This is a genomic window from Bernardetia sp., assembly GCF_020630935.1.
Lineage (GTDB): Bacteria > Bacteroidota > Bacteroidia > Cytophagales > Bernardetiaceae > Bernardetia.
Genome location: NZ_JAHDIG010000012.1, coordinates 1 through 17,579 on the forward strand (window position 1 = coordinate 1; position 17,579 = coordinate 17,579).

Annotated in this window: 10 protein-coding genes; 4 read left to right on the forward strand and 6 right to left on the reverse strand. The window is 34.1% G+C overall.

What is annotated here, in order from left to right:
- Positions 1-78: 78 nt before the first annotated feature.
- Positions 79-2,697, reverse strand: coding sequence for an immunoglobulin domain-containing protein (locus QZ659_RS05135; protein WP_291722888.1), 2,619 nt, complete (start codon positions 2,695-2,697; stop codon positions 79-81).
- A 431-nt stretch (positions 2,698-3,128) separates the two neighbouring features.
- A complete protein-coding gene (locus QZ659_RS05140; RefSeq protein ID WP_291722891.1) occupies positions 3,129-4,685 on the reverse strand; it encodes an MBOAT family O-acyltransferase in 1,557 nt (518 codons plus the stop codon).
- 134 nt (positions 4,686-4,819) lie between these two features.
- Between QZ659_RS05140 and QZ659_RS05145 the strand changes: the two genes are divergently transcribed.
- A complete protein-coding gene (locus QZ659_RS05145) occupies positions 4,820-6,955 on the forward strand; it encodes a PP2C family protein-serine/threonine phosphatase (protein WP_291722894.1) in 2,136 nt (711 codons plus the stop codon).
- Positions 6,956-7,090: 135 nt separating this feature from the next.
- Here QZ659_RS05145 and QZ659_RS05150 read toward each other — a convergent pair whose 3' ends face one another.
- Positions 7,091-8,185, reverse strand: coding sequence for a glycoside hydrolase family 73 protein (locus QZ659_RS05150; protein WP_291722897.1), 1,095 nt, complete (start codon positions 8,183-8,185; stop codon positions 7,091-7,093).
- 300 nt (positions 8,186-8,485) lie between these two features.
- On the opposite strand from QZ659_RS05150, the gene QZ659_RS05155 reads away from it, so the two are divergent.
- On the forward strand, positions 8,486-13,684 hold the full coding sequence (locus tag QZ659_RS05155) for a hypothetical protein (protein WP_291722900.1): 5,199 nt from the start codon (positions 8,486-8,488) through the stop codon (positions 13,682-13,684).
- Positions 13,685-13,740: 56 nt separating this feature from the next.
- On the opposite strand, the gene QZ659_RS05160 is transcribed toward QZ659_RS05155, so the two are convergent.
- Positions 13,741-14,121, reverse strand: coding sequence for a diacylglycerol kinase family protein (locus QZ659_RS05160; RefSeq protein ID WP_291722903.1), 381 nt, complete (start codon positions 14,119-14,121; stop codon positions 13,741-13,743).
- Between the two features lie 89 nt (positions 14,122-14,210).
- Complete coding sequence (locus QZ659_RS05165) at positions 14,211-14,822, reverse strand: ribonuclease HII (RefSeq protein WP_291722906.1); 612 nt, start codon at positions 14,820-14,822, stop codon at positions 14,211-14,213.
- Between the two features lie 124 nt (positions 14,823-14,946).
- Here QZ659_RS05165 and hisC point away from each other — a divergent pair, with 124 nt between their 5' ends.
- Both hisC and QZ659_RS05175 read left to right on the forward strand, forming a co-directional pair.
- On the forward strand, positions 14,947-16,131 hold the full coding sequence (gene hisC / locus QZ659_RS05170) for a histidinol-phosphate transaminase (protein WP_291722909.1): 1,185 nt from the start codon (positions 14,947-14,949) through the stop codon (positions 16,129-16,131).
- Complete coding sequence (locus QZ659_RS05175) at positions 16,112-17,041, forward strand: DUF2279 domain-containing protein (RefSeq protein WP_291722911.1); 930 nt, start codon at positions 16,112-16,114, stop codon at positions 17,039-17,041. The genes hisC and QZ659_RS05175 overlap by 20 nt, the downstream gene beginning before the upstream one ends.
- A gap of 2 nt (positions 17,042-17,043) precedes the next feature.
- Here QZ659_RS05175 and QZ659_RS05180 read toward each other — a convergent pair whose 3' ends face one another.
- Positions 17,044-17,490 (reverse strand): hypothetical protein, encoded by a 447-nt coding sequence (locus QZ659_RS05180; protein WP_291722914.1) that lies wholly within the window; start codon positions 17,488-17,490, stop codon positions 17,044-17,046.
- Positions 17,491-17,579: the final 89 nt, after the last annotated feature.

Below are 17,579 nucleotides of genomic sequence, written 5' to 3' on the forward strand. Positions count from 1 at the left end.
AAAAATAGCCTATTCAGATTATTTTAAATAAAAATGCAATCTGAATAGGCTAAAAGTAATTTTAAACAAGCTCTAACATTATTCTGACAAAACGAACTTACGCAAAGCAGCTCCGTCTAATGTTTCTATTTTAAGTTGATACATTCCTCCAGTGAGCTTTTGTCCATAAATTTTATAGCGAGTAGAAGAAACTTGCTCTATTTTTATATCAATTTCTCTGCCTATGCCATCTATCAGCGTAAACCTTGGAGTTCCGTTTGGATAGCTTGTTCCAAAATCTAAGAAGAAAATACCATTATTGGGGTTTGGAAAGAGAGAAAGTCCACGAAGCTCTATTGGCTCATCAATACCAGTAACTGGATTATTAAAGATAATACTTTCAGAAACCGAACTACATCCTGTTTCTGAACGAACTAAAAGACTGTATTCTCCACTTTCAGTAGGAGTGAACGTTTCTTCGGTTGCTCCATCTATAATTTCTCCATCCTTTAGCCATTGGTAGGTTACAGGTTCTGTACTGGTTATCGAACTTGTAAAAGTTGTATTATCAATCAGTTCTATGAATAATTCGGGTTGGGGTAGTGTCGTGATTTCTATTTCATTAGAACGAGCCGTACACCCATCTGCTGTTACTATTTCGGCTGTGTAAACTCCAGCTTGTGTTACGGTGTAATTTATCTGATTTGCAAAAGCTAGAATTACTCCATCTTTTCTCCAACGAATTTGAGGACTACCAGCAAATCTAGCATCAATTTCTAAGCGAAGCCCAAAAGGCTGTTCTTCACAAAATACCGTTTGTTGTGGCTCTGCTATCGTAAAACCTAAGTTATCAGCACATTCCACATTTAATGTGATACTTCTTCTTTGTAGCGTAAGGTTGGGTAAACTAGGGTTATTAACTGTTGCCAAATAAATTCCTATATCGGTTGTTCCAACTCTGTTTATTGTAAGAGTTTGAGCAGAAGAAACAATTTGTCCATCTTTTGTCCATTGGTATTCATTTCCATTTCCTTGAGTTTCTACTGAAAAAGAAACAGAATTATTTATAGTAGCTAAAATATCTAGTTCCTCATTTATAGGAGCTTGTGGAGCATAATCAAAAGTTTGGAAATTTTGGTTAGCATAAGGCAATAAATCATCAAATTCTAGGCTATTTTCTGCCACACGAAGTACAGATAGGTTAGCGAGTTGTAACAAATTTGTAGTAGGCAGGGAAGAGAGTTGATTACTATTTACTTCAAAAGTTGTTAGAGCAGCAAGGTTACTCATCGCAGTCGGAAGGGTTGCTATTAGATTACGATTAGCATAAAGTTCTCTTAGTTTTATGAGATTTGTTATTGAGTTTGGAAATTCTGAAAGTTCATTATCACTAACATTTAAGACTAATAGTTCACTCAAATTTCCTAAAGTGGTAGGCAGAGAAGCAAAATTATTATCATTTAGATATAAGTTTTGCAAACTAGCCATATTTCCAATCTGATTGGGAAGCTCGCTAAGATTGTTTCTTGAAAGCCAAAGAGCTTGTAAGTTGGTAAGTTCTCCGAAAGAAGCAGGGACACTTCCTTCAAAATTATTTTTATCTAAATCTAAATAAGTTAGTTCTGAAAGTTTGCCTATCGTAGAAGGAATTTCTCCATCTAGTTGGTTGTCAAAAAAGCTAAGATAACGAAGTTCTGAAAACAGCTCTGCATCAAAAACATCAGGTAATTCTCCTACTAAGTTTCTTCGTGAAAGGTCTAATTCTCTTACTTTATTTCCTTGTAACGTAACGCCTTCCCAAGTGGAAACAGGGCTGTTTAAGTCCCAAGAATTTACCCAGTTTTCGCCTCCTGTTTCTTCATAAATTTGTACTAAAGCAAGCGAGTCGAAAGGATTGACAAATCCCTCTACATTTAGATTAATAATACGACGTTCTAAAGTCAGTAAAGTAGCTTGTGAGTTGGTAATTCTACAAAAATATTCTCCTGCATCAGAAGGAAGTACACTTGTGAGTTCTAGTGTGGGAGCAGTTTCTCCACTTAAAATAACATTATCTTTAAACCATTGATAGTTGTTAAAATCTCCTGCTGCTTCAGAAGTAAAAGTTATAGATTCTCCTTGTGTAATGGTAGTGTCTAGGCGAGAATAAATTTTTGCTTGTGGGGAATACGTAAAAATTGGAATTGTATTTACAAAATCTTCTGCCGATTCAAATCCTAATCTGTTATTTCCAATATTGATTTGAAAATCTGGTTCATTTATCCTAGAAAAACGACGCACTGAAATAGGCATTGTACCTGTAAGGTTGTTACTATTTAGGTTTACTGAAAGAACAGAACCATAAGCTATCTCAACACCTGCCCAAGTAGTAACAGGTTGTGTCAAATCCCAAGAGTTTAGCCAACCATTGCCTCCCATGTTGTTGTACATGTCCACCAAAATAAGTGAATCATTTCGTCCAATATAGTAGGGTTCGTTCCCAACGGTCATATAAATATATCCCATCTGACCAGTGGTAGTACCATTTCCAATTTGAGAGGAAACGATAGGTTCTCCTATAACGCCAAAGTTTTGAAAACTTCCAGTACTTGTTTTTCCTCCACCTCCAGAGACTACACTTGCACGTTGGGTGGGAGTAGTTTGTGAATAGGAAGAAATATGTACACACAGAGATAAAAAAGTGAGGAAAAAAATCCTAAAAAGAGTAGATGTGTTCATAAAAATTTTATACAGATAGTTGGTGTAAAAAGAGCAAGTAATAAAATATAGTATATTCTAACAACGTACAACGATATATATTGGTTTCTTTGCTAAATTAATTAAAATTGAGCAGTATTTTAAATGTATTGATGAAAGTTGTTACTTAAATAGAAAGATAATTAGAACAAAACTACTTGTATCATAAAAAAATAACAGCTGAATATATACCAGTTGATTAATACAAGCAAAAAATAGTACTACAAAATTTTGCTACAAACACATAATGAGTGAGCTTGAATAAAAATAGCAAAAATTTATTTATCTCTATTATTACTTACTATCGTCTTCTTTTGATTTGGTTTTCTTATACAAATCAGAAGCTCTTTTTTCTAAGTTATATGTATTATTAACGTTTTTAGGAACTTTTTGTTTTGCTAGTAAAACAAAAATTAAAACTGAAAATAAATAAAGGGTTGTACGCCTTCTGCCTGCACTTGTAAAATAATTTGAATCACCACTAGATAACAAATTGCCTTTGCCCAAAAGGGAAGAGTTGCAAAATAATGTCCTAGATTGTTGTATGATAGTTTTGAGCTAAAATGCAGAAACAATCCTACAAGAAGCATCACTACAAACAACGGACGTGTTTCCCAAAAAGGAAGAGCATAATCAAAATCTGTGGCAGTAATTATTTTTTGAACAGAAAACCACGCTTTTTCGAAACTCTCTGCTCTGAAAAATATCCATAAGAAGGCGACAAAGTGGAAAGTAATGAGCCAACCCAAACTATTTTTGATGAAATTGATTAGCGTATCAGAAACGGAAAAGGCTGTTTTTTTGAGAAATCCAATCTTTTTAAAGTTATCTTTTTCTGCATTGTTCTTTTTGAAGTCGGTTACGAAAGTAAGATAGATTTTATGAATAACTAACCCAATTCCGTGCATTCCTCCCCAAAAGACAAATTTCCAATCTGCACCGTGCCAAAAGCCTCCAATGAGCATGGTTGCCATAAGAGCCAAATACATTCTCAAAATTCCGTGTCTGTTTCCCCCTAATGGAATGTAAATATAATCTCGTAGCCACGTAGAAAGAGAAATATGCCAACGTCTCCAAAACTCTGTAATCGAAGTAGCCAAATACGGACGGTCAAAATTTAGGCAAAGTTCATAACCCATCAGCATTGCCAAACCGATTGCCATATCCGAATAGCCTGAAAAATCACAATAAATCTGGATAGTATAGCCATACATTGCCAAAAGATGCTCAAAGCCTGTATAACCAGCTTCGTTAGAGTAAATCAAATCTACATATTGAGCAATATAATCTGCCAAAACAGCTTTTTTGAAAAGTCCTTTCAAAATCCAAAAAAGTCCCCAACCCATACTTACCGAATCAAACTCTAATTTTTGTCTGATTTGTGGTAAAAAATCTTTTGCTCTTACAATAGGTCCTGCCACCAGTTGAGGAAAAAAACTAAGATAAAATGCAAAATCAAGTAGATTTCTACAAGCCGAGATTTGTTTTTTATAAACATCTACGACATAACTGATAGCTTGAAACGTAAAGAAAGAAATACCAATAGGAAGAAAAATGGCTTCTAATTCAATATTTTGAGAAGTGATTGCATTCCAGTTTTTAAGAAAGAAGAAAGTATATTTGAAGTAAAAAAGCAGTCCTACGTTTATTAGAATATTTATCCAAAGAACGATTTTTCTATTCAGCCGAAGCTGAAATGAATCTATCAAAATACCACTCAAATAATTAAAAATTGCTGAAAAAGCCAACAGCACGACAAACCCTCCACTAGATTTGTAGTAGAAGAAAAAACTAAAGAGAATTACATAACTAATTCTTAGCAAGTCATTTTTATAGAGAAAAATATAACCACCATAAAAAATCAGAAATAGCACCAAAAAAACACCACTGTTGAAAAGCAGAGGCGTATTAGGATTATACACTAAAAACTGATTGAAAAGATGATATATCAGTCTTTCAAACTCTATCATATCTCATTTTTATTCGTAAATTAGGCTACTGAAAAAGCCTTTATACTTGAATTTATTCATTTTTCGGAATGCAAAACTATACATTAAAAGAAATATTTCCACATTTATTCCAATTTTTATCTTGTCAAATATTTTTGAAAAGAAGTTTCAAAATAATGGTAGGTTGTTTTTTCTTGCTTTTTCTTTTTTCTTGTTCAGACAAAAAAGAACTTCCTATCGAAGCAGAAAAGGGAGTGATAGACCTTTCTGAAAAAATTATAGAACCAGAAGAAGTCATAGTTTTGAAAGGAGAATGGCAATTTTTTTGGAGTAAATGGATTTTGCCTAAAAATATCGATGAGCAAAACGAGTTTCAGTATGTTCCTGTACCAAAAGCATGGAATACCTACAAAGACCCCAAAACAGATGAAGATTATCCTACCAATGGCGCAGCCACTTATAGAATCAAAGTAAAATTACCCAAGAATCTCCGTAAAGACTTAGCTATCAAAGTTCCTAAAATATGGACAGCTAGTAAAGTATTTATCAATAATAAGCCAATTTATGAAGCAGGTACTCTAACCACAAAAGCAGAAGAAGCAAATGATGTTTTTTTGGGAGAATTACTGATGCTAGAAGAAACTTCTGAATTGGATATTGTAGTGCATGTAGCCAACCCAAGTTTTTTTATAGGAGGCATTCTTGAAAATTTTGAAGTCGGAACATATAAAATGCTTTTACAAGACAAAGAATTAGAACAAAATTGGAGTGGGGTATGGCTTGGGTTACTATTTTTTATTGCCTTTTATCATTTTATATTATTTGCTTTCCGTCCAAAACAAAAATCAACATTGTATTTTGGACTTATTACTTTTGCTCTGGCAATGATTCATTTGGTATTTGCAGACCATTATTTTTATGAATATTTGTATTTGCATCTAAAAAACACAAGTCTTCAGCCTCGTATTTACTACGGCTCATTTTTCTTACTTTTTCCTACGGCTATCCTTTACTTACAATCGCTTTATCCAAGAGAATCTAAACGGTTTATGTTTCCTATTTCTGGTGGTTTGGCTGCTTTTAGTGCATTTTTCTTGTTCTTACCTGTTTCTATTTTCTTGAAAGTTGTGCCACCCTTGCAAATCATTCAGATGGTAATTGCAATTCTCTTTGGTGTGGTTATTTTAGGAACAGCTATTTATAGAAAACGAGACGAAACCCTTTGGCAAACATTAGGGATTGCCTTTTTACTCTTGACTGGAATACACGACGGATTAAATACAATCGGTATTTCACTTACAAAATACTTTGATTTGATTCAGTTCGGTTTTGGTGCTTTTATTCTTTTGCAAATGGGCATTTTAGCAAAACGCTTTTCAAAAGCCTTTAATCGTGTAGAGGATTTAACAATTAATTTGGAACGCAAAGTAAACGAAAGAACACTTGAAGTAAATGAACGCAATGCAGAGCTTCAACGCCAAAGTGAAGTCTTGGAGGAAAGAAATCAACATATCACAGATTCAATTCGCTATGCTGCACGTATTCAAGACTCTATTTTGGGAGATAAGAATTTATTGAGTAATCTTTTCAATGATAGTTTTATTTTATTCAAACCTCGTGATATTGTCAGTGGCGATTTTTATTGGTTTTCTGATGTAATCATAGAAGGAAAAAAACATTCTATTGCTGTTTGTGCAGACTGCACAGGACATGGCGTACCGGGGGCATTTATGACAGTTATGGGAAACGACTTGCTTACAGAAATTATAATTAATAAGAAAAATACTGCTCCAGATGAAATTTTAAAACTTCTTGATGAGCAAATAGAAGCCACTTTTAGAAACCAAAGTACGAGGGATGGAATGGATATGGCAATTATAAATTATTGTCATACGAGCAGAACTTTAAAGTTTGCAGGAGCAAAAAATCCACTGTATTTAGTCGAACACGGAACAATCAGAGAGATAAAAGGCTCAAAACACGCTATTGGTGGAGGAAAGTCAAAATATAAAAAACGCACAGAGAAGATTTTTGAAACAACTACTTTCATTCTTCCAAATCAAGTTACACTCTACATGGCAAGTGATGGATTTCAAGACCAATTTGGGAAAGCAAGTGAAAGTGATGAGACGAGGAAGTTTATGAAAAAACGTTTTAGAGAGCTTTTACTTGAAGTAAGCAAAAAACCTATTCAAGACCAAGAAAGATTATTAAATGAAGTTTTAGAAAACTGGAAGAAAACAGAAAAACAAACCGATGATATTTTAGTCATGGGAATTTATATAGAATAGAAACTTGACCTAAAGTATATATTTCAGTAACCGTAAACTAGATTTATAATCATCGTTTAGGATAATTTTTTTCCTCATTGATAGCTGTATTTTGAGCCTCAACGACGGTTATTTTTATTCTTAAACAACTTCTTATCAATAATCTAACAAATCAAGATTATAACGTCTAATAATTTTTTTCAATAGTTCGCCATAAATAGGTGAAGTTGCATAGCCAACACCACCATACTTGGTAGAGCCAATTTTATCTGCCCAGTCTTCGTAGTTTTTTCCCTTTGTAAATAATGGAGAATAGCGTTTGCTCTCGTTTAAGAAAATAGAATGCGCTCTGAAAGATTCCCAAGGCGAAGAATAGTCTGCAAAGCTATCTTTTATAAGGCATTTATAAAGTGTTTTGCCATCTTTCTTAATGATTTTTGAATTTACCACTTTGCTTTTATTGGCTTTGTATTCGGCTGGCGTATAATATTCAGTAGTTGTGATGGCTTTTGTTTTTCTTTTTTTATCTTTTATTCCAAAGTAATTATTATTGACAATACGTTGTCCGTAAGCTGTTTCTAATGCCGATTGAGCAAGTTTGATGGAAGCTGGAACGTGATATTTGGCTTGTTCCATAAGAGCTGTTTCAAATTTTTTTAGGTCTTTTGTGCCTGTAAAGTATGCCATTACGTGAGGTTCTACCTTTGTTTGATTCAAAACAATAGTAATAAAGGCTTCGCTGAGTTTTTGATTCAAGGCAATCATTTTTTTATCATTGAGTTGGTCTAAACGAGAAACTTGATTTTCTATAAGTGCCTCACTAATGAGTGTATGCTTGACTTTTAAAAAGGCTTTACGCTTATCTTCTGTTTCTACTTTCGAAGGAGAACTGCTTTTAGAAAGGTGTTTGTAGCCATAACCTACCACATCGTCATACTCCACTTCATCATTTTCTTCAACTTCTTCTTGATTTCCTTTAGTCAGTCCTTCTCCTTCAAAATACTCTTTGTTGGTGTTTTCAGCTATTGATGCTACATGAACCGTTGTATTTTCTTTTTTCTCACTCATCAGTAGAGAAATTTGTAAGATAGCAACGATGCTAAAAATTCCGATGAGCGCAAAAATAAGTCTGTTATTGAGTTGAATAACAAAAGTAAGGACATTATTTTCTTTCTTAAATGGAATTCGAAGCGTAAAAGATTTTGAATATACAGGGCGAGTTGCCCATTTTTTAAAAGGTGCTGGTAACATTTTGTATGCTATTGTTTATTAAATTATTGACTATATCTGATAATAAAATATCACTTATACTTTATGATTTTACTAACTTTTTAAACGACAATTTCGCTTTTTCTGTCTGTAAAATTAACGAAAAGAAGTCAGTTTTGCGTTCCCTAACTAAACAAGAAAATTTATTGATAATGGAAATTTTATATTTTTTATTTTTAACAAAAAAAGCGTTTTCTCTTTTTCTACAAACTATTTTTTTCTAAAAAAAATCCGTATTTTTCATATTCTTGCTCAACTCATAATACTATAAATCCAAATATAATGCGAGTTTTAAAAAAGTTACGACCACAAAACCTATCTAAAAATACGATGGTAAAGCCAATTAGTTGGCTTATTTTCTTACTATTTATATCTACTACTTTTCAAATACAGGCACAAAGGCATTTTAACGATGAAAAAAAATTCGTTGAAGATATGCGTCAGATAATTGAAAGAAAATCTCAACCTCAAACAATAGAAATAGCAGATGGAGTGGCTTCTCTTTGGGATGGAGAGCTTTCAGAAGAGCAAAAGAAATTATTGTTTAAGGTAGCTAAAAATATGTATAGAAAAAACTACCCTACTAATCCTACTTCGGAAGATTTTTATGCTTGTATTTTTTATGGAAAACAAAATGGCAGACTGACAGACGAACTACTGACCTCGTTTTTGCAAGTTTCTGATACTACTGTTTCTGAAACATCTGTTGGAGTAGCAACTAATTTTTATAGGATTACACGTCTTTATTTGACAGAAAATATGCTCTACAAATATAAAACCAGTGGAGTTGTTGTAGAAGGAAATCAGAATTTTTCTTTTGGATATGGAAGGGAAGCTGCTGCCCCACAAGATGCAGTTGAGCTTCCAGAAGATATTAATGACATTATAGAAAGTCAAACAGATACAGGGCAAGCCACTGAAGAAAAAAAAGAGACAGCAGAAGATTTAGGTTGGGGAGATGATTCAGGAACAGATGATAATGGATGGTCAAATGATGGATGGGATACAGGCTGGGTAGAGGAAAATGCAGGAGACGATGTACAAGTAGGAGACGGATGGGGAAGTCCAGACGAGTGGAGTAGTGGGGGAGACTGGGGAAATGCTACTGAAACAGCCAATAATGATGAACCAGAGAGTTATAATCCGATTGTTAAGCCTAACATAATGAGCAGTTTTGTGCAGCCTATTGCTGAAAAACTAGAATTAGCAGGTCCTTATATGCAGTTAGATGATATTACTTTTACCATCCGAACGCCAAATGACACTGTTCAAATTCAGAATACTACTGGACAAGTAGTCTTTGCTCAAGGGGCATTTACAGGAGAAGGAGGACGTTTCGACTGGGGTGTTTTACCAGATGTATATGGAGAGTTTAGCAAATTTAGTTTCACTGTCAAAAAACCTGAAATAAAAGCAGAAGAGTTTAAATTATATTATGGTAGTTATGTAGATTCTGCTGTAATTGGACAATTTGACTACTTTGCAGCTCGTACAAACAACAAACCAAATCCATTATATCCAAGGTTTACCTCTTATAATAATAATATAGAAGTAAAAGGATTTTTGAAAGACATTATTTATGAAGGAGGATTTTCCTTGATAGGTAAAAAAATAGTTTCAAAATCGCTTGGAGGAGGAGCAGCCTCTATAAGATTAGAACAAGAAGGAAAAACTCGCTTTAAGTCCACTTCAAGGCAAGATTATGTCTTTAGCGAACACGCTGTTACCAACCGACTTTCTCAGCTGATTATTTACACAGGCGAAAAAGATTCAATAGTCCATCAAGGAGTAAAACTTCGTTATGACGATGACAGTTTACAACTATTAGCTCGTAGAGACAAAAAACTCTTTAAATATGCTCCCTTTATAGACTCTTACCACGATGTGAGTATATCAGCTGACTATGTGAACTGGGATTTGAAGTCAGATACAATGAATATTTATAGCTTGGCTGGGCGTGGTGCTGTAATGGCTGCTTATGAGGCTGCAAGTCGCAATGTATCTAAGAGGGATTCTATTATGAAGCAAATAGATTTTGTTACCGTTACTTCGAATGCCTATTTCAATGAGGCCGAATTACGTGCTGTTCAAGGGATGTATCCATTTAACCCTTTAGTTATGGCATGGGCATATATTTCAAGGCGCAAGCCATTTTCTCTTTCCTTTACAAGTGCAGATTTGGCAAATCATTTCAAACAAAAACCTGTGCACGTAAAAAGTTCTATGCGTGATATGGCTGGAGCTGGCTTTGTTGAGTATGATGAGGCTGCCGACTGGGTAACGCTTACGCCAAAGGGATTGCTTTATGCAAGAGCTAACCTTCCTATCAATAATCGCTTGCGTTCAGATTATGACCAAATACGACTTTCTTCATTGGGGACAAATAGCGATAATATTACTTATTATTTTGAAAACAACGAACTAAAAGTCAGAGGTGTGGAAGAAGTAACTTATAGTAATGCTCAAGTAGATTCTGTAAACTATTATGCTGTAAAGGCAAAACCTGTTGATAAGCAAGTTATCATAAAAGAAAACAGAAACATGACAGTCAATGGACAGGTTGCAGCTAAAAACTTTATCTTTAATGGGGAAGGATTTGAGTTTGATTATAAAGATTTTAAATTTGATATGGCAAAAATTGACTCTATGCAGTTTTTTGTAGAAGGAGATACTATGCCAAATAGTTTTAAAGATGTAGCAGGGACATTTTCTATCAATCTTCCTAATAATAAAGCAGGAATCTATGACAGAAGAAGGTTTAGCGATTCGGAACGTTATCCACTTTTCAATACTACTTCTGGTGGAACAGTTCGTTTTGGAGGTAATGAAGTAATGAATGGAGCGTATAACGACTCAACAGTACGCTTCGATGTAGATAACTTTACACTAGATAGTTTATCAAAAAGAAAACCTGAAGATTTGCGTTTTGGAGGAACATTCAATACTCCAATTTTTGAGAAATTTAAAGAACCCATACGAGTAATGCCAGATAAGTCTTTAGGTTTTACACACAATGTATTAGATGGGCAACATCCTGATGGAATGCCTTTGTATGGTGGAAAAGGAAAACTTCTGACAGGGCAAGTCGTGGTCAGTAACAGTGGTATTCGTGCTGGTAATGAACGCTATATTCAAGATATTGAGGAGAATCCAAAAAATGTAAAAACAGATGAAACAAAGAGCGAAAAACCTATTGATAACGAGCCTGCCAAGATGACGTACCTAGCAGCCGAGCTAAGTTCGAATGATTTTATATTCTTTGCAGATTCTGTAACAACAAAAGGAGCTTATGCAGCAAAACAAGCATCTTCACAAGGTAAAATCAATGCTGTTACGATAGATGATGCAATGTTTCCACAAGTGGAATTAGAAAATTATCAGATGCAATGGCTTCCTAAACAAGACAGTATGATGCTTACCACAACAGATACGCCATTCAGAATGTATAAAGGAGAGGGAGGAACACTAAAAGAGGCAAACTATACTGGAACTCTAGCACTTACTCCATTAGGACTGAAAGGTTATGGACAGGTAGAAACGCAAGATGCTATCATCGAATCTAAATTATTTGCTTTCGAAACCACTCGTGTTTTTGGGCGTGAATCAGATTTTCAAATTAAATCATTGTCAAACGATTCTATTCCAGCCGTTGCTGCTAATAATGTAAAATTTGAATATGATATTTTGGCATCGCCTCGTACAGCTACCATTACATCAGAAGTTGTGGGAGAGAAAGTATTTGATTTTCCTAGTTTGCAGTATAAGACCTCTTTAGCTACAGGCTATTGGAATGCAGATGCAAAGACAGTAGCTTTCCGATTGGATGAAACAGCAGATGTAAACCAACAATATTTCGTTTCAACTGCTCCAGAGCAAGACAGTTTGAATTTTAGAGCTGCATTTGCTAACTATCACATTCCTAGTGGAAACCTAACGATTGGAGGAGTTCCTTATATTTTGGTACTAGATACAGAAATCTATCCAAGAGAAGGAAATGTTACGATTCGTCAGAATGCTAAGATGGATAAATTGGAAGATGCCGAACTTATAGTTAATAATATCAATAAATACCATAAACTCACAGAAGGTACGATTGATATTGTTTCTAGGAATGAATATCAAGGCGAAGCTGTATTGAACTACGACAACGGAACAGATAAGATACAATATTTAAGACTGAATAATTACGGAAAACAGCTCATTACAGAAAATGATTTGCCAGATTCTTTACGAAAAACAGCAATAGCTGAAAAACTTATCGGCACAGAAGGTACAGTATCAGTTACAAGCATCGTTGAAAATGATGATGTAATTGATGACACTGACTTTATCTATTCAGAAGGTAAACAGTTTAGAGGCGAAGTAACACTCAAAGCATGGCTTTCCGAATTAGAATTTAACGGACAGGCACGTCTTGTAATAGATGGAGTTCCACAAACAGGTTGGTTTCCTTTAGTGAGTGCTGCCTATGTAGATTCAAAATCTAAGAAAGCACAGAAAATTGCTGCAGCAGGTGCATCCGAACTTATCAAAGACCAAAAAATTGGTGGACAACCAGCCTTTACAGGTATTTATTTAGGAGAAGAAGGACTTTTTGTCCCTGTGATGCAAGAAGATATTCCGAAGGCAGACCCTATTTTCTTGGGAGAAGGTCAAGTAAAAGTAAAACCAGAAGAAAAATCAATTTTGATTATCTCTGAACAAAGAGCTAAATCTTCTGAAATAGAGGATGGAAATTCATTCAAAGCCAGTAAGACTCTAGGTACAGCAGAGTTTGATGGTAAATTGATGATGTTCAATAGTAATCAGAGAGCGCAAGTAGATGTTTCTGGTGTAGGAAAAGCTAACTTCCAAGAGAGCAAATATACCGTAGATGCAATGGTAAGCATTAATATAGAATCAAAAGGAAATGCGCTTTCATTTATGCGAGACGATTTGAATGCCTTTGTAGAGGAAAATAGAGAACGTTTAAGTCTAAAGCCTACTGTAAATAAATCAAAAAATACACTTCTCAAAATAGCAGGGCAAGCAGGTGCAAAAGAAGCTCAAAATTTCCAAAAAAGGTTTGCTCCAAATGATTATGGAATAGCAGATGTTATTGATAAAACCATTGTGCTTTCAGATGTAACAATGAACTGGTCGCCAGACGAACAAACTTTTTATAGTGTTGGAGACATTGGGTTGGCTGCTATTCTGAAAGAGGAAATAGATGTAAATACGACAGGGTACTTAGAAATTCCACAAACAGGAAACAGAGATGAGTTTACACTCTATTTTGAGCTTGACCCAGACCAATGGTATTATTTCCAGTTTGATGGACGTACGCTCAAAACGCTTTCCTCAAGTGAAGAATATAACACACTAATTACAGACCCTAAAGGAAAAGATAAGTTTGATTTAGCAGACCAAGCTGATGTAGATGAGTTTATGGCTCGTTTTAGAGGTGTTTATCCAACTACTCCAGCTATTCCTGTAAAGTAACAATCAAGTAATTAAATAAAAAGAAAAAGCTCATTTGCCAAGTAAATGAGCTTTTTTTATAAATTCATATTTTTCAATACAAAAAATATCCTCTCCCCAAAAATAATTATTCCTACCACCAAGGCATATATAGCAGCAACTAACACAGCACCAGCAGCTAAATCTTTTATCTGCCCTGCTGTTTCATTTCTCTCTGGGCTAACCAAATCTACTAATTTTTCTAAGGCTGTATTCAAAATTTCGCTTATCCAAACCAATGCAATAGCAGATAAAATAAACAACCATTCAGTAGAAGATATTTGAAAAGCAAAGCTGAAGGTTGTCGCTAAAATAGCACTAGGAATATGGATAAAGGCATTGTAGTCTTTGAGCATTATCCTAAGTCCATCAAAAGCGTGTTTCGTGCTACGAATTTGTTTCTTAAAATACGAAATCATAGAATGACGGATTTAATCAATTCAAATTTTTATCATTAAATGACTAAAGTTCAAAACAATTATTTAAAAATGTAATTTCCCACTAACCACTATTTTTGAAACCTTAAATCTAACTGTACACTACTATTGAATGTTTTTCTATGATATTCTGTTAATCCGTACTTTGCAATGCCTAATTTGTGTTTTTTTGTAGGATAACCGACATTAGTTTCCCATCCATAATGAGGATATTTTTCTGCTAATTCTATCATAAAATTATCCCTATAATTTTTAGCCAAAATAGAAGCTGCTGCAATAGACAAATACTTAGAATCACCTTTTATAACGCACTGATAAGGAATTTTCAAATCTGTTTTGAATCTATTTCCATCAACAATTAAAAAATCTGGAGTGGGTTGGAGTTGAATAATAGCTCGCTGCATCGCTAAAAAAGAAGCATTCAAAATATTAATTTTATCTATTTCTGCAGGGCTTGCCTCTGCAATAGCAAAAGAAATAGCATTTTCCCTAATTTCTATATCTAACTCTTCTCTATCTTTTTTTGATAGTTTTTTTGAGTCATTTAAGAAAGCATTCTTATAATCCTTTGGGAAAATAACGGCTGCTGCCACAACACTTCCTGCCAAACATCCACGACCTACTTCATCGACACCAGCTTCGAAGTCAAAATCTGAAAAATGAGAAGAGAGAGAGTACTGCATAATTGTTAAGTGTAAAGTATTGGCTTTTACTGATGAAATAGATTAAATTTGTAAGAGATAAACCTAAACGCTGGCTTAAAACCTCGCTTACGGTTGAAATTAGATAGACATAATTTATAACATAATGAACCAAGATATAATTAGTCAAGATAAAACAGAAAAAATGAGCTTTGACTTACAAAAACTTATTCGTCCGAACATACTGACATTAAAAGCCTATTCTTCAGCAAGAGACGAATACAAAAAAAGTGATATAGACGCTACAAAAATAGATGAAAAATTTGAATCTGCTGCACCTATTTTTTTAGATGCCAACGAAAATGCGTTGGGTTCGCCTCTTTCAAATATGGTTCAAGTAGATTATAACCGTTATCCAGACCCACATCAAAGAGATATAAAAACGCAGCTTGCAAGGCTAAAAAATGTAGAAGAAAATCAAATTTTTGTAGGCAATGGAAGCGATGAAGCGATTGATTTGTTGTTCAGAATTTTTTGTACTCCTAATAAAGACAATATCATCATTTGTCCTCCTACGTATGGAATGTATGCTGTAAGTGCTACAATAAATGATGTTGAGATTAGAAAAACTCTCCTTACAAAAGATTTTCAACTAGACTTAGAAGGAATAAAAAAACAAATAGATGAAAATACAAAACTTATTTTTGTTTGTAGCCCAAATAACCCAACAGGAAATTTAATCAATAAAGAAGATATTAGGACGCTATGTAGTTCTTTTAATGGAATTGTGGTAGTAGATGAGGCATATATAGACTTTGCAGAAAATGCAAAAGAAGTCAGTTTTACCAATGATTTAGCAGAGTTTTCAAATCTTGTAGTACTACAAACTCTCTCTAAGGCTTGGGGAATGGCTGGTGTGCGTTTAGGGATGGCATTTGCTTCTGCCGAAATTATGGAATATTACAGACGAACTAAGCCACCTTATAATGTCAATATGCTGACACAAAAGATAGTTTCGAAGGCTCTGAATCTTTCTCAACAAGTAGAACAAGCGATTGCAGTTTTGAATTTTGAACGCCAAAAATTGATAGAACAACTGCGAAATAGAGAAAAATTTCATTTCATTGAGAAAGTATATGATTCTAGCACAAACTTTATTTTGGTAAAGCTGAAAAATACAGATAAAGTAGAAGAAGTATATAATTTTTTGATTCGACACAACGAAATTGTGGTAAGAAATCGCTCCAAAGAACCACTCTGTGAAGGTTGTTTGAGAATCACTATCGGAACGCCAGAAGAAAATGAACTACTTCTCAAAACATTAGAAAGATATGTTTCTGTGGAGAAATAATTTTATTCAAAATACAGTTTTAGTTTTCTTTATTCTGTGTGGTTTATTATATACTTCGTTAGGTTTTTCTCAAACCAATATTTCAGACACGACTACACAGAATAAAAAATGGCTTATTCCAACCCTAGCAGCTACCACCTACACAGGAGGAATGGTGTTTTTGTATCAGACATGGTACAAAAATGAAAATCAAACTTCATTTCATTTTTTTAATGACAACAAGCAGTGGAATCAGTTAGACAAATTTGGGCATACTTATACTTCTTATCAGTTAGGTAAAGTAGGATATTATGCTTCTAAAAAAATGGGCTACTCTGAAAAAACATCGCTTTGGACTTCTACGGCTGGTTTTTGGTTGATGCTGCCCATTGAAATATTTGATGGTTTTTCTCCTACGTATGGAGCAAGTTATGGCGATTTGATAGCTAATGGAACAGGCGCTTTATTATTTCTTTCTCAACAAATAGCTTTCAAAGAACAGCGTGTTTTGATGAAATTTTCTTTTTCTCCTACGTCTTATTCTGATTTACGTCCAAATATTTTAGGAGAGAATTTGTCCACTGAAATCATAAAAGACTACAATGGACAAATTTATTGGCTTTCTTCTAGCCCTTTTGTATGGAAAAGTAAAGCAAAAAAAACGACTTCTAAATTTCCAAAATGGCTGGTTCTGTCTATAGGATATGGAGCTGAAAATATGCTCTATGGAAGTGAAGTTCAAAATAATGAAAATGGCTACCAAAGTTCAAGAACGTTTTATATCTCCTTAGACATTGACTGGAATCAAATCAAAACGAATCGTAAAGGACTGAAAATTCTTTTTGGGGCTTTGAATGGAATCAAAATACCATTTCCTGCACTACACTATAATACTGAAAGAGGATTTGGAATAGATGGTATAGCTTTTTAAGACTATTCTCCTTGTTGCTTTATCCATTCAATGGCTTTTTCTAATGTTCCGAAAGGAATTACATGAACACTACCTTTTTGTTTTACCAAAATTTCATCAGCAGAAAGCTGCATAAACAAATCAGTAGGTAGAACATAGCCAAAATAAGTCAAACCAGCCTTTAATGCACGAGGAAACCAATCTTTATCAATCCAATCTTGGTCTTCTTCTGTATAGGTTTGACGATAGGTCAAATCAACGATTAACTTATTTGTGTTTTTTTCTTCCAAAAACGATATTATTTTATTTAAGAAGGTTCTTAACTCATCTTCATAAACAAAGCCAATGCTACGAGTAATGATACAATGGGCTTCTTCGTTGTAATAAATGCGTAAGGCATTTTCTGTGCTAACATCAACGTCATACAACAGTTCATTTTCCGATGTCGGTAGGTGTTGGGGTAAACTCATGAGTAAAATATTTTTGGGGAATAACAGACAAATAATTTTTATTTTGAAAGTAAATAAAAATAATCAAATCTTGAAAGATGAAGCGCAAA

Coding starts and splice junctions, on each gene's coding strand:
- QZ659_RS05135 (WP_291722888.1), bottom strand. CDS start 2,697: ATGAACACATCTACTCTTTTTAGGATTTTTTTCCTCACTTTTTTATCT.
- QZ659_RS05140 (WP_291722891.1), bottom strand. CDS start 4,685: ATGATAGAGTTTGAAAGACTGATATATCATCTTTTCAATCAGTTTTTA.
- QZ659_RS05150 (WP_291722897.1), bottom strand. CDS start 8,185: ATGTTACCAGCACCTTTTAAAAAATGGGCAACTCGCCCTGTATATTCA.
- QZ659_RS05155 (WP_291722900.1), top strand. CDS start 8,486: ATGCGAGTTTTAAAAAAGTTACGACCACAAAACCTATCTAAAAATACG.
- QZ659_RS05160 (WP_291722903.1), bottom strand. CDS start 14,121: ATGATTTCGTATTTTAAGAAACAAATTCGTAGCACGAAACACGCTTTT.
- QZ659_RS05165 (WP_291722906.1), bottom strand. CDS start 14,822: ATGCAGTACTCTCTCTCTTCTCATTTTTCAGATTTTGACTTCGAAGCT.
- hisC (WP_291722909.1), top strand. CDS start 14,947: ATGAACCAAGATATAATTAGTCAAGATAAAACAGAAAAAATGAGCTTT.
- QZ659_RS05175 (WP_291722911.1), top strand. CDS start 16,112: ATGTTTCTGTGGAGAAATAATTTTATTCAAAATACAGTTTTAGTTTTC.
- QZ659_RS05180 (WP_291722914.1), bottom strand. CDS start 17,490: ATGAGTTTACCCCAACACCTACCGACATCGGAAAATGAACTGTTGTAT.